Genomic DNA, 21989 nt, shown 5'->3' with positions numbered 1-21989 from the left:
ACGAGATGGCGGTCAGGCGCTGTCAGTAGACGTCACGGACGTAGCGTTTGTCTGCCGAGAGGCGCCTGACGTAGGCGGCGGCTTCGTCGTCGTGCATGCCGCCGTGGGTGGCGGCGATGTCCTTGAGGGCCTGGTCGACGTCCTTGGCCATGCGTCCCGAGTCGCCGCAGACAGAGAAGTGGGCGCCGTCCTGGAGCCACTGCCACAGCCGGGCGCCGTTCTCGCGCATCCGGTCCTGGACGTAGACCTTGTTGCGCTGGTCGCGGGAGAAGGCGAGGTCGAGGCGGTCGAGGTGGCCGGATGCCCGGTATGCCTCCAGGTCCCGGCGGTAATAGAAGTCGGTGGCCTGGCGCTGTTCGCCGAAGAAGAGCCAGTTGGGGCCGGTGTGGCCGCGGGCCCGGCGGTCTTCGAGGAAGCCGACGAACGGGGCCACGCCCGTTCCGGGGCCGACCATGATCATGGGAGTGGCGGGTTCGGCGGGCGGGCGGAAGTGCGGTGAGCGCTGGACGAAGACCTGTACCGGGCCGTCGTCGGAGTGGTCGGCGAGGTAGGTCGAGCACACGCCCTTGCGGTCACGGCCGAGGTCGTTGGTGTAGCGGACGACGGAGACGGTGAGACGGACCTCGCCGGGGTGCGCGAGGGGGCTGGAGGAGATGGAGTACAGGCGGGGCTGGAGGCGTTTGAGTACGGCGGTCCATTCGGCGGCGGACGCGCGGACGGGGAATGCGGCGACGACGTCGGCGGCCTGGCGTCCCCAACTCCACTGTGCGAGCGCGTCCTTGTTGTCCGGACGCAGCAGTCGCTTCAGGTCGTGGCTGCCGGTGCGGTCGGCCACGAACTTGAGCAGATCGGTGGTGATGCGGGTGATGTCCAGGCGGGTGCGCAGCGCTTCTTCGAGGGGGAGGGGCGCGCCGTCGCCGAGGTCGACGGGTTCGTCGCAGTCCAGACCGGTGAGGGCAAGCCATTCGGCGACGAGTCCGGCGCCGTTGGCCGGCCACACACCGAGGGCGTCACCGGCCTCGTAGGCGAGTTCGCCGTCGCGGGTGTCGAAGGCGAACTGCCGTACCTCCTTCTGGGAACCGGGCAGGCTCAGCAGCCTGTTGCCGACGAGCAGGGTGGCGAACGGGGATGCCATGGTGTAGCCGGGAGGCGCGGGAGCGGGCGGCGGGGTGGCGACGGCCGGTGTGGTGGCTGCGGCCGTGGATTCCGGGGCAGCGGTCTGGGCTCCGCCCCTGGCCACCGGCTGCCGGTCGTCGACGTCGGCCAGGGCGGTGGCCACCTCGCCGAGCCACTGCGCCGCGGCCTCTTCGAAGTCCGGCTCACAGTCGGTGCGGGTGAGGAGCCGGGTGGCCCCGAGTGCGTCGAACCGTTCGTCGAGCCGACGGCCGTAACCGCAGAAGTCGTCGTAGTTCGAGTCGCCGAAGGCGAGCACCGCGTACCGGATCCCCGCCAGCGGTGTGGCATCCGGCGCGGACAGCGCCTGCCAGAAGTCGGCGCCGTTGTCCGGGGCGTCGCCGTCGCCGAAGGTGCTGGTGACGATCAACAGGTCGGTATCTGCGGAGAGTTGTGCCGGAGCGAGGTCCGCCATGGGCAGCAGTTCGGGGGTGCGGCCTGCCTCCGTGAGCTGTGCGGCGGCCGTGGCGGCGAACTCCTCGGCGTTGCCGGTCTGCGAGGCCCACAGGATGACCAGCCGACGGGTCGGTACGGCCGCATCGGCTGCCGGTACGGTGCTCTGCGCGGGCCCGGGGGCAGATGCGGCGGGTGCAGGTGCGGTGGTAGCGGGCGCGGCGGTGCGGGAGAACATGCCGGCGAGGACGCCGTCGACCCACAGCGCGGAGTCAGGGGCGAACGGCGCATCGGGCGGCAGCACCGGGACGCGCCCGTCGGGCGGAGCCAGGGTCAGACCGGTGAGATAACCCGCGAGGTAGCGGCGCTCCGGCTCGGCCAGCGGCGCGGGGGAGAGGTCGGGGATGCCGAAGACGGTGGCGAGCGCGTGGACGGGGGAGTCCGCGGGGACGGCTGTCGGAGCGGCCGGTATGGGTGCGGGTGAGGAGGGCAAAGGCGTGGTCTCCCGCTGCGTGCTCGGGCGTGCCGCCGGGACGGGGGCGGCGGTCTTGGCGAGGGTGACGGCGCAGACCTTGAACTCCGGCTGGAAGGAGATCGGGTCGACGGTGTCGCTGGTGACGGCGTTGATGCTGAGGTATTCGCCGAACAGGTCGTTCCAGTGGAAGGGCGCGAAGCAGGTGCCGGGCCGGACCCGGTCGGTGACCACGACGGGCAGTACGGCGCACCCGCGCCGGGAGGCGACCTCCAGATGGTCGCCCTCCGCGATCCCGAGAGCGTCGGCGTCCTCGGGATGCACCTCCACGAACGGGCCGGGGTTGAGCTTGTTGAGCTTGGCGATCTTGCCGGTTTTGGTCATCGTGTGCCACTGGTGCTGAAGGCGGCCGGTGTTGAGGACGAACGGATAGTCGTCGTCGGGGAGTTCGGCGGCCGGCAGGTGCGGGCGGGCGAAAAACCGCGCGCGTCCGCTCGCGGTCGGGAAGGCAAGACGGGGGCGGGTGCCGTCCGCACGTTCCAGGAGGGTCTGGCTGACACCGTCGTTGAGATAGCGGATCGGGTTGCGGTCCGGGCCGTCGGCGGCCGGCGCCGGCCACTGCACCGGTGTGGTGCGCAGCCGCTCATACGTCACACCCCGCAGGTCCCAGCCCGTCTTGGGGTTCCACGCCTGCTTGAGCTCCTCATACACCTCCTCCGCGCAGGTGTACGTGAACGCCTCCGCGAAGCCCATCTCACAGGCCACCCGGGCGATCAGCTGCCAGTCCGGCAGCGCCTGTCCGGGCGGGTCGACGACCCCTTGCACGAGGGTCAGGTTCCGCTCCGAGTTGATCATGATGCCGTCGGCCTCCGCCCAGAGCGTCGCGGGCAGGACCACATCGGCGTACGCGTTGGTCTCGGTCTCGGCGAAGACGTCCTGCGTGACGACGAGTTCGGCGGCTTCCAGACCGGCGATCACGGTCTTGCGGTTGGCGACCGAGGCGACCGGGTTGGTGCAGATGATCCAGCACGCCTTGATGTCGCCGGCCGCCATCCGCTCGAACATCTCGACCGTGCCCCGCCCGGCCTCGGTACGCAGCGAGCCCTCGGGTATCTTCCACAGGCTCTCGACGAATGCGCGCTCGTCGTCGGCCAGGACGGAACGTTGCCCGGGCAGACCGGGGCCCATATAGCCCATCTCGCGCCCGCCCATGGCGTTGGGCTGACCGGTCAGCGAGAACGGACCGGCCCCCGGACGGCAGATGGCGCCGGTGGCGAGGTGCAGGTTGACCAGGGCATTGGTGTTCCAGGTGCCGTGGGTGGACTGGTTCAGGCCCATGGTCCAGCAGCTCATCCACGCACCGGCCTCGCCGATCCACTGCGCGGCCTGCCGGATGTCGCTCTCGGGGAGGCCGGTGATCTGCGCGACCCGGTCGGGCGGGTAGTCCGCGAGGAAGGCGGGCATCTCCTCCCAGCCCTCGGTGAACTCGGCGATGAACTCCTCGTCGGTATGGCCGTTCGCGACCAGCAGGTGCAGCAGCCCGTTCAGCAGGGCGAGATCGGTCCCGGGCCTGATCTGGAGGAAGAGGTCGGCCTTGTCGGCGGTGGCGTTGCGCCGCGGGTCGACGACGATCAGCTTGGCGCCCGCCGACTTCACCCGGTCCATCATCCGCAGGAACAGGATCGGATGGCAGTCGGCCATATTGGCGCCGATCACGAAGAACGCATCCGCGCTGTCGAAGTCCTGATACGAACCCGGCGGACCGTCCGCGCCCAGCGACAGCTTGTAACCGGACCCCGCCGAGGCCATGCACAGCCGCGAGTTCGACTCGATCTGATGGGTCCGGACAAAGCCCTTGGCCAGCTTGTTCGCCAGGTACTGAGCCTCCAGGGACATCTGCCCGGACACATAGAACGCCAACGCGTCCGGCCCGTGCTCGTCCAGGATCGCCCGCAGCCGCCCCGCGACCGAGGCTATGGCCTCGTCCACCTCCGTCTCGACCGTCCGGGCGCCCCGCTCGGCACGCACCAGCGCCTTCTCCGCACGCCCGGGCGCGGCCATCATGTCCGCGCTGGTCGCACCCTTCGTGCACAGGCGTCCGGCATTGGTGGGGTGCGCCTTGTCCCCGGACGCCTTCGCCACCCGGCGGCGCCCGTCCGCAGGATCCCGCGCCACCTCCAGCACGATCCCGCAGCCGACCCCGCAGTACGAGCAGACCGTACGGACACTGCCGTCCTTCGAGCCAGCTGCCACCGAAACCCCACCCCGCCGTGCGTGCACTTTCCCGAGCCCGGAGCGTCCCGCCGCTGACGGGAAACCCCATGACCAGCACCGTAGGAAGATCGAATTTCCGGCCCGTCACACGTCGGGAGCGCACAGGGTTACGCCTGCCGCACACGCCACCACGCCGCGATGTGAGCCCAGCGGGAACCGCGGAGGCCCCGCCCGTACGGACGGACATCATACGGAGCGGGACCTCAGGCGAGGTCGAGGAGCTGCTCGTAGAACCCGCCGAAGCCTCGTTCCCGGTCAACCAGATGCAGCTCCAGAATCCAGTGGCAGGCCCGCCCCGCGCGGTCCGTGCGGCGCAACGGGGTGTCGTTCTCCGGGGTGATGTAGGAACCGGCCTTGGCGCCGTCGTTCGTCTCATGCGGGAACTCGCCGACCAGGTGGCCCGCGTGCCAGATGCCGATGGTCCAGCCGGCCGCCGCCGCGAGGCGCTCGACCTCGGCGTACAGCTGTCGGCCGGTGATGTCCGGGCGCCCGGCGAAGAAGGCACGGCCGGCGTCGAAGATGCGCGGCAGGTCCTGAAGGAGACGGTGCTTGTCCGGGTCGTCGCCGAAGACATACGTGCGGCCGAAGTCCGCCTCGTACTCCTCGAAGATCGGGCCGAAGTCGGCGAAGGCGATGTCATCGGGCCCGATGACCCGGTCCGGCGGATTGTCGCGGTACGGCCGCAGGGTGTTGGGCCCGGAGCGGATGATCCGCTTGTGCCAGTGCTTGGTGGTGCCGAACATCTCATTGGCCAGGTCCCGCACCAGGTCGCTGACCTCGCGCTCACCCCGGCCGGGCGCCACCAGCCCGCGCTTCTCCACCTCGCCGAACAGCGCGATGGCCTTCTCCTGAGCGGCAACCAGCCCCTCGACCCGCCGGCTTTCGGTCATCTCCGGTGTCTCGTCTGTCACGAGGTCTTCCCTCCCGTGGTGGCGGGCGTACCGCTGTGATCGGCGCAGCGAGGTGTCCGATGCGCACGCCCGGGCATCTCGTACACGCTCGGTCGATCACCGTATCGCCACATCTGCAAATGCAAGAAGATTCGCACCAGACGCCCACATATGCAATGAGATTCCGGCAATCCCATAGGCACGAGCCGGTTCTCGCCCCGTACGCCTGAGGCGCCGTCAGCCGGGCACGTCCATGCGCTGCGTGCCGACGACCGACAACAGCCGCAGTGCCTCCTCGGACGGTGAGCCGGGTGTGGCGGTGTAGATGATGACGCGCTGATCGCGGTCGGTGATGTCCAGGGCGTCGCAGTTGACGGTGACCGGGCCGACGAGCGGGTGCTGAAAGGTCTTGCACAGGGTGGGTTCGGCGCAGACGTCGTGGGAGGCCCACAGCCGGGCGAACTCCTCGCTTCCGGAGAGGAGTTCGCCCACCAGCTGAGCCACGTCGGGATCGTCGGGGTAGCGGGCGGCGGTGGCCCGCAGTTGCCGGGCCGAGGAGCGGGCGAATGCTTCCGCGTCCGATACTCCGTACAGCCGCTGCCCCTGCCGGTGCGGCCCGAGGAAGACCCGGCGCACCAGGTTGCGGTCGCGCGGCGGCAGGGCGGAGAAGTCCTCCATGAGGGCGGCTGCCAGGGCGTTCCAGGCGATGACGTCGAACGTCGCGGACGTGACGATTGCCGCTGCGTTCGGTAGGCGCTGGAGCAGGTCGAGGATGCTCTGCCGTACCTCGCGGGAGGGGCCGGGCGGTGGGCCCGGTGGTGCGCCGGCCAGGTGGTGGAGGAGATGGCGTTCGGCGTCCGACAGGCGCAGGGCGCGGGCCGGCCCGGCCAGCACCTCGCGCGACGGGCGTGGAGCGCGGGCCTGCTCCAGCCGCGTGTAGTACTCGGTCGAGATGAACGCCAGCTGCGCCGCCTCCTCGCGGCGCAGCCCCGGAGTGCGACGGCGCGGCCCGCTCGGCAGTCCCACATCGGCGGGGCTGATCCGCTCGCGCCTGCTGCGCAGGAAGGCCGCCAGTTCTCGTCTGTCCACGGGCCCAGGCGGAGTCACCCGGTGTTCTCGAACGGATCACGGCGCGGACCCCACTGGGCCGCATGGCCGACCCCGACGAAATCGCCCAGGCCGCCGCCTGGCTCCTCAGCGACCGCGCCTCCTACGTGACCGGCGCGGTCCTCCCTGTCGATGGCGGCGCGCGGGCGTGAGCCGGAGGGCGGAGCCGCTGCACGCAGGTTGCCGGCCTGCCGCTGACGGGCTGGGGACGTCGAAGCGGTGAAGCCGTAGCTGCCGCTGACGGAAGGTCATATAGCTGTGGACTGGCCTCAGTTGCTATGGGCGGGTGGCGAGTCCGGGAGGGTGCCGGCCGTCCAGGCGGCGTCGGGGAAGAGGGCCTCGTCGGAGTCGTTGTCAGGCATGAGGGTGGCGAGCATGTGCTGGGCGGTCTTCGCGTTGTCGATGGCGCGGGGCAGCATGACGCTTTCGTAGGCGTCGAGGGCCTCGTCGATGGTGGGGTGGTCGATGACGGCCCGGGCGAGTTCGGCGCCGTCGAGCAGGGCGAGGTTGGCGCCGACTCCGTTGGGCGGCATCAGGTGGGCGGCGTCGCCGAGGAGAGTGATGCCGGGGACGCGCTGCCATGTGTGGGGAACGGGAAGGACGAACATGGGCCGATTCATGAATCCGCCCTCGTTGTCGCGCAGGATGTCCAGCAGGCTTTCGTCCCAGCCCTGGTACTGGGTGAGGAGGCGGGCGCGTACGGCCTCGGTGTCGGCGAGGTCGAGGCCGGCGTGCCAGTCCTGGGGGCCGCGGAAGGTGATGTAGGCGCGTATGTGTGCGTTGCTGTTGCGCTGCAGCATCAGACTGCGGCGGCCCGTCTTGGCCGACATGGAGCCGACGCCGACCAGCCGGGCGATGGCGGGGTGGCGGTGGTCGACGTCGTCGAAGTGGGCTTCCACCATCGTGACGCCGGCGTACGAGGGTTGGGCGTCGGAGAGCGCGGGGCGTACCCGGGACCAGGCGCCGTCGGCGCCGATGACCAGGTCGAACTCCTCGACGGCGCGGTCGTGGTGGTGTAGCTGGACGGTGCCGTGGGGGAGTGGGGTGACGGCCTGTACGGCGTGGCTCCAGCGGACCGTGCCGGGGGTGAGGGAGTCCAGCAGGAGGGTGCGCAGCTGGCCGCGGTCGATCTCGGGCCTGCTCAGATCGCCCTCGCCGGCCTGGTCGTGGCGTATCAGGGTCGCGTGGCGGTCGTACATGCGCCACTCCTGGCTTTCGGGCCGGGAGAGGGCGAGGAACTGTTCGAACAGTCCGGCGGCGCGCAGGGCGACCTGGCCGGTGTCTTCGTGGATGTCGAGGGTGCCGCCCTGCGAACGGGAGTTGGGGTCGGCCTCACGCTCGAAGACCGTGACGGGCACGCCGTGCCGCTGGAGGACGCGCGCACAGACGAGGCCGCCGGGACCGGCGCCGATGATGGCGATGCGAGGGGTGGTGGACATGAGGGTCAGGCTCCGTTTCTACACGTCGGTCAGGTGGGGGGGACGCGTCCCGGATTCCGGGTCCCGCATCCGGATGCGATGCCGGCGGGCCGCGGGATGCCGGTGGGTTCCCCGTCGCGACATCCACAAAAACACAGCAGCTCCAAAAGTACAATTGCTCCGACTTTTGAGTCGATCGTCTTTACGATCGAATCGCCGTACGGGGTAGGGTGGGGCCATGGCCGAGACGACACCAGGGCGCCGCGAGCGCAAGAAGGCGCAGACCAGGCAGGCCCTGGCGGATGCTGCACTGCGGCTGTTCACCGAGCGCGGCTTCGACAACGTCGGTGTGCGCGAGGTGGCGGAGGCGGCCGACGTCTCGCTGAGCACACTCTTCAAGCACTTCCCCAGCAAGGAAGCCCTCGTCTTCGACCTGGACGCGGACGTCGAGAGCGCCCTGGTCGCCGCCGTGCGCGACCGGGCCCCCGGCCAGTCCGCGCTGCACGCCCTGTGCGACCACATGGTGAACACCCATGCCGCCGTACGGGCCGACGACCCGTTTTTCGTCCTCGTCGACTCCACCCCCGCGCTGCGGGATTACGCCCGGCGCATGTGGTCGCGCCACGAGAAGGCACTGGCCGCCACGCTCGCCGAGGCCACCGGACTGTCCCCGGACGACCTCGCCGTCACCGGCCTGGCACGCTTCGTCCTGGAGGCCCGCAGCCTCGCCCATGCGAGCGACGACCCGGCCCGGGCCATGCGCGACCTGTTCGCCCTGATGGAACAGGGCTGGGGAACCACCGCGCTGGCGTGACAGGGAGACCACACCGGTCGGGACGGGTGACGGCGACCGGCGACGGAATGGCGAGAAGTCGTCCACCGCCTGGAGGAACCGCCGAGGGCGGGGTGGTCCGACCCAATGCGGCTGGTTGAGCCGACAGTTTGTTGGTTCAACCGGCCCTGTTGCTCTGGTTGTTGAGGTGGTGTCCCGCTGCGATTGCCAGGGGGGCACTGGTGTTCTGTGGTGGGCGGGCGGGGGGGCAGGGCCTGTTCGATGGGTTATGGCAGGGTCGGCGGCCCGGAAGTTACGGTGCCGGATCCGGGTCGGTGAAGTAGGCGTAGGACTTGTCGGCCCCAAGTGGCCCACGCCGGTGGTGAGTCTGACCTACTCTGTCCAGATGATCACCGGGATATGGGGGGCCGTCGCGGAGCGCCAGGCCGGGCGCCAAGCCGAGCCCGAGGCCGCGCGGTGCGACTGAACCAAAGGCAGCTCAGCGAACGGCAGCTCAACCAAAGACAGCTCAGCGAACGGCGGCCGACCGGACTGCGGCTGCACGCACTGCGCTGGGCTCATCTGGTGATCGGCGGCGCGATGCTGATGCCGTCCTTCATGGTGGCGTCGGTCCTTGTGCCGATGATCATGGACAGCGCCGACCCGGACCGCGACATCGCGACCCAGTTCATCGCGTTCGGTGCTGCCCTTCCCCTCGCCGGGCTGGTCGGGTTGGTCGTCGCGCCGGCGCGGTCCCTCGCGGTCAGCGCCGTGCGGTCGATCTGTGGTGTGCCGGGGGAGCTGCTGGCTGACGGGCCGGGGTATGGGTGGGCGGCCCGGTGGCGTACCGGGCTGTGGTTCCTGGCGCACAACGGGGTCGGCGGGATCGTGAGCGGGATGTCGCTGGCCGCGCCGCCGGCCGCGGTCGTGCTGATGGTGTTGCCGTTCGCGGCGCCGGTGCAGCGCGGTTTCCCGGCGTGGCACCGGGCCGTCCCCGGCGTGCTCGGGCCGCTGGCCGGGCTGGCGTTGATGCTCCTGGTGGCGGGTACGGCCTGGGGAGCCGGGCAACTGCTGGCCCGTCTGGCGCCGGTCCTGCTGGGGCCTGTGCCCGCTGACCGGCTCGCCGCGGCCGAGCGCCGGGCCGCCGACCTGGCCTTGCGTAATCGGCTGGCCCGCGAACTGCACGACTCGGTGGGGCATGCGCTGAGCGCGGTCACCCTCCAGGCAAGCGCGGCCCGCCGGGTCCTGGACGCGGACCCGGAGTTCGCCCGCCAGGCCCTGACCGCCATCGAGGAGACCACCCGCGACGCCGTCGCCGAACTGGACACCGTCCTGGGCCTGCTGCGCGAGGACGACACCGCCTGCACCGCCCCGGTGCCCACCCTCGACACCCTGGACGCCCTCCTGGACCGCACCCGCGCGGCGGGGCTGACCGTCAAAGCCACGATCGAGGGCGGAGGCGCTGCGCTGCCGCCGGTGGTCTCCCGCGAGGCGTACCGGATCGTGCAGGAGGGGCTGAGCAACGCGCTGCGGCACGCCGGACAGGTCACCGTACGGCTACAACTGCACATAACAGACGATGAGTTGACACTCGTGATGGAGAACCCTGTGACGGAATCGGGACCGGCGGACCGGACGGGCGGCGGGCTGGGGCTGCGTGGCATCGGCGAGCGCGCCCGGCTGCTGGGCGGCGAGGCGGAGGCCGGGGCACATGACGGCGTGTGGCGGCTGACGGCCGGCCTCCCGATCGCGAAGGCGGGCCGGTGAGCGAGCATCCAGTGCCCCTGCGCATCGTGCTGGCCGACGATGAGCGGCTGGTGCGCACCGCGCTGCGCGCCATCCTCGATTCCGAGCCGGGTATGGAGGTGGTCGGGGAGGCCACCACGGGGGCGGAGGCGATCCCGCTGGTCCGTCAGCTGCGGCCGGACATTGTCCTGATGGATGTGCGGATGCCTCAGATCGACGGCATCCGGGCGACCGAGCAGATCCTGGCCCAGATGCCCGAACCACCGCGCATCATCGTGGTGACGACGTTCGAGAACGACGCGTATGTCTATGACGCGCTGCGGGCCGGAGCCAGCGGATTTCTGCTCAAGCGGTCCAAGGCGGAGGAACTGGTGCAGGCCGTGCGTCTGGTGGCGCGCTCCGATTCACTGCTGTTCCCGACGGCGGTGCGCGCGCTGGCCGCCCGGCACGCGGGGGAACGGGCGGCACACGATGCGGCGCGCAGGCTGCGGGCCCGGCTCTCGGAGCGGGAGGGGGCGGTGCTGCGGCTTATGGCGGAGGGTTTGACCAACGCCGAGATCGCCGCACGGCTGGGCGTGGGCCCGGCCACGGTCAAGACCCACGTGGCGGGTGTACTGGCCAAGCTGGGCGTACGGGACCGGACACAGGCGGTGATCGCGGCGTACGAATGCGGGTTCGTGCTGCCGGGGTGACGGGGCCGCCGCTGGGACGCACGCTGCCTCGCCGCGGTGCAGACCGGGCCGGCCGTACCTGCGGTGACTCGGCGATCTCCTTGATTTCGTACGTCAGGGAGCTGCCTGCCGCGCTCAGCCGGTCGATCGTGGGACGCTCCGCAGGCCCCATGGATAACTGATGTCAGAATGGGGCCCATGCAGAACGTTTACTTCGACATAACCATTGACGGCAAGGACGCCGGCCGCATCGTCTTCCGGCTCTTCGACGACGTCGTCCCGGAGACCGCGCGCAACTTCCGCGAGCTCGCCACCGGCCAGAACGGCTACGGCTACGCCGGTTCGGCCTTCCACCGCGTCATCCCCGAGTTCATGCTTCAGGGCGGCGACTTCACCGACGGCAACGGCACCGGCGGCAAGAGCATCTTCGGCGCCACCTTCGCCGACGAGAACCTCTCGCTCAAGCACGACCGGCCGTTCCTGCTGTCGATGGCCAACCGCGGCCCGAACACCAACGGCTCCCAGTTCTTCGTGACGACCGTCGTCACCCCGTGGCTCGACGGCAAACACGTCGTCTTCGGCGAGGTTGTCGAGGGAGAGGACCTCGTCAAGCAGATCGAGGCCCTCGGCTCCCGCACCGGCGCCCTGAGCTCCGACGTCGTCATCAAGGAAAGCGGCACCGTCGCCTGAGGCCCGCCCCTACCCCCGCCCCCGCGCCACGCCGCAATGCTCAGGGACTTCCCGTCCATGCGGCCGGAGCGGGGGCGACTTGGCCCCGGATTCCGATCGCAGCACCTGACGGTTTGCCCGGCCCTACCCCCAGCATGAGCCCGCCCGGCCGCCGGCGCCCGGGTCGGCCCTCGGCGGGCTCGTCCTCCTCCGTGTCGGCCCCGGCCGGGTCGCGCAGAGGCCGAAGCGTCCCGAAGGCCGGGGTGGAGCCGCGGAAGCTGTAGCCCTGCACGCGGTCCCACGGTGCCCGTCGACCATCTGGCCCTCTGCCGCAGCCGGTCCCCGCTGCTGGCGTGTCGCCGGCCGGTCAGCGCGAGGCAGTGGGCACCCGGCCGGACCAGATGTCGATCACCACCTGGTGGTGATGCGGGCGCATCGACGGCGTGCCGGCGGCGTAGTTCTTGTCGACCTGCGCCGCCTCGGCCGCGTCCGGCTTGGCGTTCGTGCAGGACGTGCCGGGGCCGTGGCCGGACATGAGCTCCGAGCACGGGCCGCTGTAGTGGTCGGGCAGGCCGAGGATGTGCCCGGTTTCGTGCGCCACGATCCGGGTCACGTCGTAACCCTGGTCCACCGCTTGCCGGCCCAGCTGCACGTCACCGTTGCCGCCGGGGAAGATCGGCCCCAACGTGGCCTGCGGCCAGCCGCTGGTCGCCTCGTAGACGTAGTCGGCCGAGCCGGGGGTGCTCGTCGGCACCAGGCGCACGTTGTGCACCGCGTCGTTCCAGTTCTTCACGGCCTGCTTGATCGGGCCCGCCCACTTACCGGCTTTGCCGGCGTCGTAGGTCAGGGTGACCACAGCCGTGGTCGCGTGCGGCGCGGAGTGCGCCGAGGCGACGCCGACCGGAGTGCTCAGCATGGCGGGGACAAGTGCTGTCAGGGCGACTATTCGCTTGATCATGAGCCTTGTGCGCCTCCTTGAGTGTCAGCTGCTGCCCGCAGTAAACGAGTTCGTCGCGAACACGACAACCTCTCAGTCGGTAATCGGGCTCAGCGGCTGCAAGTTGGCTCAAAGTGCACAGGAATTGACAGCGGATCGGACGGGAGAATACGGATCGGACGGGAGAAAGGTGAAAGACGGCGTTCGCCGGTCGTGTGGTCGTGTGGTCGAGCGGACGGCGGACCGGGGGGCAAGGATCTCGTCTTCCCATGGCCCTGCCCGGCAACGGGCTCCTGAACTGCGTGATCGCATAGAGGAGTTGACGCAGCCGCCGGCCTGACCGCGCGGCGGTCGTGGCCGAGACGTTCAACCGCAGGGCCGGGGCACTACGAGCACAGACCTGGCGCCCGAGCCGCGCTGACCGCTTCCTTGGACATTTCGAATCGTCTGTCGGCGCGGACTGACTCCAAAGAGGTGGCAGAGGGCGTGGGCCGTACCGCCCTCTTGGCGGCCGCAGTCCGTGCCATCGAGGGCGGTGGGAGCTGCGCCGAAGGGGGCGGCCACGGCGGGCGTGGTCACTCTCCAAGGGTCCGCAGGGTGGCATCGAGGTCGGCGGTGCGGGGCTGGTTGTACGGGAGTTTGGCCAGCACGGCGGCCATGCCGCAGGTGTTGGTGACGGCGGAGAAGACCAGGCCGCTTCCGATGGCGGCGGACAGCCAGCGGGCGGGCCGGTAACGGGTGCCGAGCGCGAGGCCGGCGACGACGAGGGAGCCGGCTGCGAGGCGGACCTGGCGTTCCATGGGCCAGGAGGCCGTGGCGGTGCTGTCGCGCTCGACCCGGTGGCCCTGCTGGATCCAGGCGGCGGTGCCGCCGGTGAGGGTGGTGGCGGGGACGTCGGCGTCGGCGAGCTGTGCGCAGGCGGTGGCGGAACGGTTGCCGGAGGCGCACACCATCAGCAGTGCGCGGCGGGCGGCTGCCGTCTTGAGGGCGGGCAGGGCGGCGCCGAGGTGGTCGAGGGGGATGTTGTGGGCGCCGGGCAGGTGGCCGGCGGCGAATTCGCCGGGGGTGCGCACGTCGATGACGGTGTAGGTGCTCAGGTGCTCGGCGGCCTGGACGGGCTGGATGGCGGCGGGGGTGTTCATGTGTGTGGGGGTTTCCTTTCGTTTCTCCGTCCGGCATCCCGAACGAACTAGAATACCCTGTGGGGTATCTGTGGAGGAGGAAGTGTGGAACTGGAGATGGCGGCGGATGAGCTCAAGAGCGTGCTCAACCGGCTGCGACGGGCGCAGGGGCAGATCGCGGGGATCATCAGGATGATCGAGGAGGGCCGGGACTGCGAGGATGTGATCACACAGCTCGCGGCGGTCTCCCGGGCACTGGACCGGGCCGGGTTCGCGATCATCGCGACGGGGTTGCAGCACTGCGTGGCCGAGGGCGGGCAGGCGCCTGGTGACCGGGAGCAGATGCGTGCCCGCCTGGAGAAGCTGTTTTTGTCGCTGGCCTGAGCTGCGCATCACGTCAGGGCGTCGATGAGCATGAAGGTGGCCACGGCCAGCAGGACCATCGCAAAGATGCGCTGCAGGCGGGATCCGGAGACCTTCGAGGCCAGGCGTTTGCCGTCCCAGGCTCCCAGGACCGCGGTGGCGACGAAGGGCCCGATCACCGCCCAGTTAAGGGAGGCAGCTGCACCGGAGCGGGTGGCGAGCGAGGCCAGCGAGTTGGCCGTGATGACCAGCAGGCTGGTGCCGACGGCGGCCTGCATCTCGAAGGCCAGCACGGTCACCAGGGCCGGCACGGCGAGGAAGCCGCCGCCCACGCCCAGCAGTCCGGTCAGTGCACCCAGTCCCGCGCCGGCCCCGGCCGCCTTGCCCGGCCGTACCGTGCTGCTTCTGGCACCGGCCGGGTCGGCCGGCCGCAGCATCCTGACCGCGGCGAGGGCGGCGATGGCGGCGAAGGCGACGGTGAGGACGGCCTGGGGCAGGCGGGCGGCGGCGGCCCCGGCGAGGGCAGCCGGCAGGAGTCCGGCGGCGGCGAACGCCGCTCCGGCCTTCCACCGCACGTGCCCGGCGCGGGCGTGTGCGTACAGAGCGGCCAGGGAGGTCGCGGTGACGATGATCAGGCTGGCGGTGGTGGCCGCGGCGGGGGTGAAACCGAGCAGGTAGATCAGCGCCGGGACGGCCAGAACGCTGCCACCGCCGCCGAGCGCGCCGAGCGCCAGGCCGACCACGGCCCCCGCGATCAGGGCCAGAATCAGGGCGCTCACGCTATCCAGCCGCTCTGCCCGCGCTCGTCGACGACCGGCAGCCCGGCCTGCGCCCAGGCACTCATGCCGCCGGTGACGTCGACGTCGTCGCTACCGCGGGAGGCCAGAAGCCGGCCGGCCCGCTGCGAGCGGTGCCCGAAGCGGCAGATCGCCACCACCGGCCGTCCCTGCGCATCGGTCGGCAGGGCCGCGCCGTCCAGCAGCCGGATCAGCGGCACAGAGACGGCGCCGGGCGCGCGCCCGGCCCGCCACCGCGGAACCTCGCGGACATCGCACGGCACCGCGGTGACGTCACTGGTGCGGGTGCGGGCCTGCTCGGGGGTGGGACGGCCCGCGCCGCGTCGGAAAAGGAACATGAGGTGCCCTTGCTTGGATGAGCGGATGGATCAGGCGCGGGTGAGGACCAGGCCCGCAGCCGTGGCGGCGTCGAAGCCGTCGTCGACGGCGACCACGTCCCGTCCGGTGGCGTCCAGCAGGGAGGCGGCGATCGCCGCGCGCATCCCGCCCGCGCAGTGCACCCACACGGTGCCGCCCGGCACCTCGCCGATCCGGCCGTGCAACTCGTGGATCGGGATGTGCACCGAGCCCGTGACAAAGCCGTTCGCACGCTCGGAGTCCCGGCGCACGTCCAGCACCACCACCCCCTTCTCGCCGCGCTCGCGCGCCTCGGCGAGGTCGGCGAAGCGGGCGCGGGGGAAGGAAGCGAGCTGCTCGCCCTCGCGGACCCAGGCGACCGGGTCGCCGGTGGCGGCGGCGGCCGGGCGGTCGATGCCGACCCGAGCCAGCTCGCGCTGCGCCTCGGTGATCTGCTGAGGGGTGTCGGCGAGCAGGGTGACGGGCCTGCCCCAGGGGATCAGCCAGGCCAGATAGGTGGCGAGCTTGCCCTCGCCCTCGAAGTTGAACGACCCGGCCACGTGCCCTTCGGCGAAGGCGACCCGGTTGCGCAGGTCCACCACCCACTCGCCCGCCGCCAGCCGCTGGGCGACCTGCTCGGCGTCGGCCGGCTCCGGCGGGGTCAGGTCGATGGGCGCGGGGCCGGCGGCGTTGACCGGGCCCATGTGCGCGTAGTAGGCGGGCACGTCCTCCAGGTGGGCCAGCATCCGCGCGACGAAGGTGTCCACGTCCAGGGTGAGCGCGTCGTTGGTGGCGCGTTCCCGGCCGATCGTGGTCGCGTCCCCCTCGGCCTGGGAGGAGGAGCAGAAGCTGCCGAACCCGTGCGTGGGCAGCACCGGTACGGCGTCGTCCAGCTCGGCCACCAGGCGGTGGGCGGAGGCGTGCTGGGCGCGGGCCAGCTGCTCGGTCAGCCGTGGCTCCACCAGGTCCGGGCGGCCCACCGAGCCGATCAGCAGCGACCCGCCGGTGAACGCCGCCACCCCGCGCCCGCCCGCTTCCAGGACGTAGGAGGTGTGGTGCGGCGTGTGGCCCGGGGTGGCTATCGCCCGCAGCACCAGGCCCTCTTCCACGCCGACGGTGTCGCCGTCGGCGACGGCGGTGCGGGCGAAGGACACGTGGGCCGCGGCCGGCACCAGGTAGGCGGCGCCGGTGAGACGGGCCAGCTCCAGACCGCCGGAGACGTAGTCGTTGTGCAGGTGGGTCTCGGCCACGTAGCCGATGCGCACCCCGCGCCGCGCCGCGGTGGCGATCACCTGGTCGATGTCGCGCGGCGGGTCGACGACGACCGCGCTACGGGCGCCGCCGACCAGATAGCTGCGATTGCCCAGGCCCTCGGACTCCAGAGTGTCGACGAAGAACACTGCTGCGGCTCCTTCACAAGAAACGATGTACCCCGGGGGGTATCTGTCCTCACTCTAACAGGGGTACCCCGGGGGGTATTCCTGGGAAACGTGCACGCCGGTGCGGATGACGACGGGATTGCGCTTGATGATCGGGTCGTCGATCCCGTCGATCCCGTATCACCAGCACGAGGCAATGTCTTGTGTCCGCAGAGGCCGTGTGCGGCTGATCCGTGTGGTGATTGACCGCGCGGTCCGTGGGAGCCGCGTTGGCGACGCTTCCCAACGGCCGTGTTGCATTTCGACGGCGCCGTGATGAGACAGCTGCCCGACCCGATGACGGTCATGCGCGGACCGGGAAGACGCGCGACCCGGTTCGAGGCACCGGTGGTGCCGCGGAGCCGGATGATCTCCTCGTGTTGTGCGGCGAGCGGAGCCAGAGCCCGGACGCGGAAGTCCGTGAGCTCGTCGACCGACGCCCTTGTCCTTGCGGCTGTCCGATGGGTCATGTGGCTGATACGCAGTCAGCGAAGAGGCGCGGAGCGGCTCCGGCCGTTCAGGTGTAGGCCGAGGGACCCCGGGCAGGGGACCTCGGGGTCCAGGTCCGTCGGCAGCTGACTCATACCCTCGTGCCTTGTCTTGCTCGACGGGGTGTCATCTCAAAACCCCATGGGTCCCTTCCTAGTTCTGCCGAACCAGAAAGGGACCGACTCCACCGCGATGGAGGCCAACTGGTGACCTCAGGCGTTCCCGGTGGTCTGGCCGGCGAGCTGGGTGATGGTGAAGTGCACGAATTCAGCAGGCCGCACGGGCGCGACGCCGATGTCGCAGACCACCCGACCATCGTCGATCGTCGACTGGGTATTGTTCGTGGCGTCGCAGATCACGTAAAACGCCTCCTCGGGGTTCCTCCCCACCAATGCCCCCTGCCGCCACTGGTCGGTCAGGAAGCTGGTGACCGAGTGCCGCAGCGTTGCCCACAGCTTCTCGTCGTTCGGCTCGAAGACCGCCCAGGTGGTGGACTGGTGGATGGAGTCGGAGAGGTACGAGACGAGACGCCGGACGTTGAGATACCGCCAGTCAGAGCTGCCGGACCGAGTTCGCGCGCCCCAGACCAGCAGACCTCGGCCGGGGAAGGCACGCAGGCAGTTGACGCCCTTGCCGTTGAGGTCGCCGTTCTGGTCGTCGCTGAGCTGGGTGGTGAGTTCGAGGACGCCGCGCAGGTTCTGGTTGGCCGGCGCTTTGAACACGCCGCGCTCGGAATCCGTGCGGGCCCACACCCCTGCCAGGTGGCCCGACGGCGGCACCGTCCGCGCCACCCCGTCCACCCCTGGGACCTTCACCCACGGGTAGTAGAGCGTCGTGAACGCCGCTTCGTCCGTGTCGGGTGCGGCGAGCGTGTCGACGAACTTCTTGAGTGAGTCGACGGACTGGTCGGGCGGCACGTCGGCGATGGCGAGCCTGTTGCGCTGCTCGGTGCAGTGGGCGAGCACCTTGTCGATGAGCGCTTTGCCGGTCGGCAGGTCTGACTGAGGCGGAGTTGAGTTCTCGGTGGCGGCCACGGACATGTCCCAGAGGCTGGGCACGGCGACCATGGTCACCTCACGGACCGACTCCAGCCCGGCGAGCCCTGTGCGCTTCTCGGCGTCGCCGGCGAGCGCCGTCTCGGTCACGGGCTGGTCCGCGGCGAGGAACCCGACGATGTAACAGGATGTGCCGCCGTTGGCGAAGAACCCGTACACCGCCTCGGCCGGCACCAAGCACCGCTGGAGTACCTGGATCCGCTTGAGCTCCGCGGCGGTCACGTCCTGGTCGCCCTTCTGCTTCTTCAGCAAGGCGTCCAGTTCTTCGCTCAGCCCGATGATGCTGTAGCGGTCGGCGAACTCCCGCCAGCTGCGGACCAGCTGAGGAGTGACACGCTCGCTCGCGTCGAATGGCGGGGTCGCCTGTTCGTCGGTGGCGCTGGTGGCGCTGGTGGCGCTGTCCGGAACGTCGGTGTACCCGAGGAAGGCAGGGGTCGACGTTCCCGCCCCCGTGATCATGCGCACGCCGCTGGGCATCTCCTTGAGGTAGATGCCCGGAGGGCTCGTGTCCATCGGTGTTTCCCCTATCGGTCGGCCGGCGCTTTTCGACGGCGATGTCGCTGGTGGGTGGTCTTCGTGCGTTCCGTCGCGGTCCTGGGCAAGCCGCCCGGGCTGGAGTCCTGCGTGGCGGGCTCCGCGGACGTTGCCGGGGTGGACGTGGCGGGCCGTCAGCCTCTCCTCCATGGGCTCATGATGGGCTCATGCCACTGCTGTTCAGTGCCGATGGCGCGGCGGCGGAACGATCGGCACCTCACTACCCAGTGCGACGAGTTAATAACCGTAGGTAATGTGGGTGTCGGGATCTGGAGATACTGGAGATAGCGGTGTTCAGGTGGTGATGGCGTTCTCGGGCCGGTCCGTCCAGAGCTGGTGCCCGTGCACGGTGGCGGTGAGTCCGTGTCGCTCGATGGCGGGTCGACCGGCCTGGTCCCACTGTGCGTGGGCTGTTTCGACTTCGTCCCAGAGATTTCGCGGCCCGTGCTGGGACACCCGGAACCGTTCCGTCTGCTTGCCGTCATAGTCGACGGCGGCCCATGACGTGGCGCGGTCATCGGCGAGCCAGAGCCGGGTGTGGGCCTCGGCTGTGTCGGCGTCCCAGGAGTGCCAGATGTCGGGCACGCGGATACCGATGGCGAACTGGGCGTCGAGGTTGTGGCCGGCAACGTCCCAAGGCGACAGGAGTGTGGTCGAGCGGTCGGGGACCTGCCCGTCGTGCAGGAGATCACGTTCGAGTTCGACGTCGGGGCGTTGGCCGTGCATGACCATGTAGGCGCCGTAGGGGGCGAATCGGCCGCTCACGGTGTCGTCTCGGGCTCGGGCGAGAGTGAGGGTGCCGTAGGTGATCCAGGCGGTGCTCCAGGGCGTGACGATGCGCGCCCCCGGCCGGGTCTGCTGGATCCAGGCCGGCGGGATGGCTCGGACGGAGCAGGTGGCGATGGCGCGGTCGTAGGGTGCGCCGGCCGGGTGGCCGTGGGCGCCGTCGCCGGTGATGACGGTCGGCTGCTGTCCGCCGGCCCTGAGGTTGGCGCGTGCCCGGTTCGCGATGCTCTCGTCGACCTCGATGGACGTGACGCGGGTATCGCCGAGGCGGTGGGCGAGGAGCGCGGCGTGGTAGCCGGTGCCGGTGCCGATCTCGAGGACGTGGTGGCCGTCGGAGATCTGCGCTGCTTCGAGCATGCGGACGACGGTGCTCGGCGCGGAAGCCGACGACGTGGGTTGCTGGTAGCCGTCGTCCTCCACGTGGAGTTGGGTGACGAGCGGGGCGTCGCTGTACGCGGCTTCCCACCACTGGGCCGGGTCGGTGCTGCGGTCGCAGGGGGCGTATCCGCCGTGGCCGTCACGTAGCCAGATCCGGTCGGGCAGGAAGCGGTGCCGCGGTACATGGCGAAGGGCTGCGGCCCATTCTGCGGGTACGGGGCGGCCGAGCTGCGTGGTGAGCTCGGCCAGGAGCCGTTCTGTCCCGGCGGATTCCGGGGCGCTGCTCGCCAGGGTCACTTCTGGTCGGGCTTCGGCTGCGGCTCGGGCGGCGGGATGGGTCGGCCAGGCTGTTGTCCGTCGTCCCCGATCGGAGAGCGGTGTTTCATGTCCATGCATACTCCGGGTAGTTGGGCATGGCTGCGTGAGTGACGTTATCGGAGCACGGAGGCGTGGCGCGAGGGCTGGCGGCCGGTCGCGGTCCTGGCGTCCGCAGCGGCTCGTGGCCGCCTCGGGCGGGACGCTCCCCTCCGTCCCCCACGGCCAGGCCCCGCCCGAGGCGCGCCACCTCGTCCTGATGGTGCGCCTCTCACGCCCGCCATCAGGACGGACGGTCACCGGGCTCTGCGGACAGGCCCTGGCCGCCGGGCCGGTAGGGCGGAAGGGCGGAAGGGCGGAAGGAAACGCGGTGATCCACCTGCCTGCCGCAAAACCGGAGCGTGTTCGCAGAGTGCGAGGTGCGTATGACGACGCAGCGGAAGGAGCGGTGCTGTTCGGGGGTGAGGCGATGAAGCGCTGAAGCGGGGCGTTGCCTCGTAGGCCGGCACGTCAGTCCTCCGGGGAGCACGAAGAAAACATTAGAGTTTGCTGGCCTGCTCCAGTGTCGGCAGTCAGTCTCAGGAAGGAGATACATGCCTCCATCCCACCCCGGCCGCGCAGCGGATGTGCCGGATGGCTTCCTGCGCGTGATCGGCCTGATGTCCGGCACCTCCTACGACGCGGTCGAGGCCGCCGCCGCAGACCTCACCCTCGACGGCGACACCCTGCGTCTGCGGCCGCTTGGACATCTCTCCGTCCCCTACCCGGACGATCTGCGCAACCTCATCGCCGCCGCCCTGCCCCCGGCCACCACGACCGCGCGGACCATGTGCGCCCTGGACACGGGCATCGGACAGACCTTCGCCACCGCAGCCGAACGCGCCCTGAGCGAGCTGTGCGCCGATGCCGCCGACCTTGTGGTCTCACACGGTCAGACCCTCTACCACTGGGTCGAGAACGGCACTGTCCAGGGCACACTCCAACTCGGCCAGCCCGCCTGGATCGCCCAGCGAACCGGACTCCCCGTCATCTCCGATCTGCGCAGCAAAGACGTCGCCGCCGGCGGACAGGGTGCCCCGCTGGTCAGTATGACGGATACTCTGCTGTTGGGTGTGCTTCCCGGTACGCCGGCTGCTCTCAACCTCGGGGGCATCGCCAACATCACCGTCGTCGCTCCCGGCACCGCACCTCTGGCCTTCGACATCGGCCCCGGCAACGCCCTCTTGGACACCGCCGTTCGGCACTTCACCGGCGGTGCGGAACAGTACGACGTGGACGGACGCCGGGCTGGCGCCGGGCGGCCCGACGCCGGCCTGCTCCGCCTGCTCCTGTCCGACCCGTACTACCGCAGGCCCGCCCCCAAGAGCACCGGCAAGGAACACTTCCATCTCCCTTACCTGCAGCATGTGCTGGTAAGGGCGCGGGGACTCGACACCGATGACGTATTGGCCACCCTGACCCGCCTGACCGCCGTCACCGTCGCCGACGCCTGCCGCGCCCACCGCGTCACCGAGCTCGTCGTCTCCGGCGGCGGGACACGCAATCGCACGCTCATGGAGATGATCACCGAGGAACTCCCTGATGTGCCGCTGCGTCCCAGTGACGATCTCGGGCTGCCCTCCGAGGCCAAGGAAGCCTTGGCCTTCACCGTCCTGGGGTTTCTGACGTTCCATGGGCTTCCCGGTGCTCTTCCCTCCGGTACGGGTGCCCGTCATGCCGCCCTCCTGGGGAGTATTACACCGGGCCGCTTCCCGCTTCGGCTGCCGCAACCAGCGCCTCGGCCCCCGCGGGGGCTGCGGATCGTGGTGTGAGCATGCCGCCGGCGGCAGTGGGCGCGGTCTGTTTTGGTGCTGGCTGACCTGAGTGCGCCTGCTG

At 70.4% G+C, this 21989-nt stretch carries 17 protein-coding genes and 1 pseudogene; 7 read left to right on the top strand and 11 right to left on the bottom strand.

What is annotated here, in order from left to right:
- Positions 1–22: 22 nt before the first annotated feature.
- The 3 genes from SNA_RS18520 to SNA_RS18510 form a co-directional block, all read right to left on the bottom strand.
- Positions 23–4291: a bifunctional nitrate reductase/sulfite reductase flavoprotein subunit alpha gene (locus SNA_RS18520; protein ID WP_044365914.1), complete on the bottom strand. Its 4269-nt coding sequence runs from the start codon at positions 4289–4291 to the stop codon at positions 23–25.
- A 224-nt stretch (positions 4292–4515) separates the two neighbouring features.
- Positions 4516–5202, bottom strand: coding sequence for a M24 family metallopeptidase (locus tag SNA_RS18515; RefSeq protein ID WP_030063655.1), 687 nt, complete (start codon positions 5200–5202; stop codon positions 4516–4518).
- A 237-nt stretch (positions 5203–5439) separates the two neighbouring features.
- A complete protein-coding gene (locus SNA_RS18510; RefSeq protein ID WP_044365913.1) occupies positions 5440–6291 on the bottom strand; it encodes a helix-turn-helix transcriptional regulator in 852 nt (283 codons plus the stop codon).
- A 5-nt stretch (positions 6292–6296) separates the two neighbouring features.
- Between SNA_RS18510 and SNA_RS39785 the strand changes: the two are divergent.
- A pseudogene (locus tag SNA_RS39785) lies at positions 6297–6461 on the top strand (SDR family oxidoreductase); the annotation flags it as partial.
- A 117-nt stretch (positions 6462–6578) separates the two neighbouring features.
- Here the strand turns inward: SNA_RS39785 and SNA_RS18505 are convergent.
- Positions 6579–7748 carry an FAD-dependent oxidoreductase gene (locus SNA_RS18505; protein ID WP_030063657.1) on the bottom strand — a complete coding sequence of 390 codons (1170 nt, stop codon included), beginning with the start codon at positions 7746–7748 and terminating at the stop codon, positions 6579–6581.
- 217 nt (positions 7749–7965) lie between these two features.
- Between SNA_RS18505 and SNA_RS18500 the strand changes: the two genes are divergently transcribed.
- From SNA_RS18500 to SNA_RS18485, 4 genes are all read left to right on the top strand, one after another.
- Positions 7966–8541 carry a TetR/AcrR family transcriptional regulator gene (locus SNA_RS18500; protein WP_030063658.1) on the top strand — a complete coding sequence of 192 codons (576 nt, stop codon included), beginning with the start codon at positions 7966–7968 and terminating at the stop codon, positions 8539–8541.
- A gap of 558 nt (positions 8542–9099) precedes the next feature.
- On the top strand, positions 9100–10266 hold the full coding sequence (locus SNA_RS18495) for a sensor histidine kinase (RefSeq protein WP_044365959.1): 1167 nt from the start codon (positions 9100–9102) through the stop codon (positions 10264–10266).
- Positions 10263–10937, top strand: a complete 675-nt coding sequence (locus SNA_RS18490; protein ID WP_241779721.1) for a response regulator transcription factor — start codon at positions 10263–10265, stop codon at positions 10935–10937. Before SNA_RS18495 ends, SNA_RS18490 begins: the two co-directional genes overlap by 4 nt.
- A 177-nt stretch (positions 10938–11114) precedes the next feature.
- A complete protein-coding gene (locus SNA_RS18485; RefSeq protein WP_030063662.1) occupies positions 11115–11606 on the top strand; it encodes a peptidylprolyl isomerase in 492 nt (163 codons plus the stop codon).
- Between the two features lie 346 nt (positions 11607–11952).
- Here SNA_RS18485 and SNA_RS18480 read toward each other — a convergent pair whose 3' ends face one another.
- The gene (locus tag SNA_RS18480) at positions 11953–12543 is read right to left on the bottom strand and encodes a snapalysin family zinc-dependent metalloprotease (RefSeq protein ID WP_030063664.1); all 591 of its coding nucleotides are present in this window, start codon (positions 12541–12543) and stop codon (positions 11953–11955) included.
- Positions 12544–13097: 554 nt separating this feature from the next.
- Entirely contained in the window at positions 13098–13664 is a 567-nt protein-coding gene (locus tag SNA_RS18475; RefSeq protein ID WP_030063665.1) for a rhodanese-like domain-containing protein, read from the bottom strand.
- Between the two features lie 84 nt (positions 13665–13748).
- Here SNA_RS18475 and SNA_RS18470 point away from each other — a divergent pair, with 84 nt between their 5' ends.
- Positions 13749–14027 (top strand): metal-sensitive transcriptional regulator, encoded by a 279-nt coding sequence (locus SNA_RS18470; RefSeq protein ID WP_030063667.1) that lies wholly within the window; start codon positions 13749–13751, stop codon positions 14025–14027.
- Positions 14028–14035: 8 nt separating this feature from the next.
- On the opposite strand, the gene SNA_RS18465 is transcribed toward SNA_RS18470, so the two are convergent.
- The 5 genes from SNA_RS18465 to SNA_RS18445 all read right to left on the bottom strand — a co-directional run bounded on the left by SNA_RS18465 (position 14036) and on the right by SNA_RS18445 (position 20096).
- Positions 14036–14785, bottom strand: a complete 750-nt coding sequence (locus SNA_RS18465) for a sulfite exporter TauE/SafE family protein (RefSeq protein ID WP_030063668.1) — start codon at positions 14783–14785, stop codon at positions 14036–14038.
- A complete protein-coding gene (locus tag SNA_RS18460; RefSeq protein WP_030063669.1) occupies positions 14782–15141 on the bottom strand; it encodes a rhodanese-like domain-containing protein in 360 nt (119 codons plus the stop codon). Before SNA_RS18460 ends, SNA_RS18465 begins: the two co-directional genes overlap by 4 nt.
- Before the next feature lie 30 nt (positions 15142–15171).
- Complete coding sequence (locus tag SNA_RS18455; RefSeq protein ID WP_044365912.1) at positions 15172–16539, bottom strand: MBL fold metallo-hydrolase; 1368 nt, start codon at positions 16537–16539, stop codon at positions 15172–15174.
- 719 nt (positions 16540–17258) lie between these two features.
- The gene (locus SNA_RS18450; protein WP_051877105.1) at positions 17259–18614 is read right to left on the bottom strand and encodes a phage tail sheath family protein; all 1356 of its coding nucleotides are present in this window, start codon (positions 18612–18614) and stop codon (positions 17259–17261) included.
- A gap of 315 nt (positions 18615–18929) precedes the next feature.
- Positions 18930–20096 (bottom strand): methyltransferase domain-containing protein, encoded by a 1167-nt coding sequence (locus SNA_RS18445; RefSeq protein ID WP_241779720.1) that lies wholly within the window; start codon positions 20094–20096, stop codon positions 18930–18932.
- Positions 20097–20755: 659 nt separating this feature from the next.
- On the opposite strand from SNA_RS18445, the gene SNA_RS18440 reads away from it, so the two are divergent.
- Positions 20756–21925: an anhydro-N-acetylmuramic acid kinase gene (locus tag SNA_RS18440; RefSeq protein WP_030063673.1), complete on the top strand. Its 1170-nt coding sequence runs from the start codon at positions 20756–20758 to the stop codon at positions 21923–21925.
- The last annotated feature ends 64 nt before the right edge of the window (positions 21926–21989 follow it).

It is taken from the genome of Streptomyces natalensis ATCC 27448 (genome assembly GCF_000935125.1).
GTDB classification, from domain to species: domain Bacteria; phylum Actinomycetota; class Actinomycetes; order Streptomycetales; family Streptomycetaceae; genus Streptomyces; species Streptomyces natalensis.
Note: the sequence above shows the minus strand (reverse complement) of the source record. Positions and strands in the feature narration are given on the sequence as shown.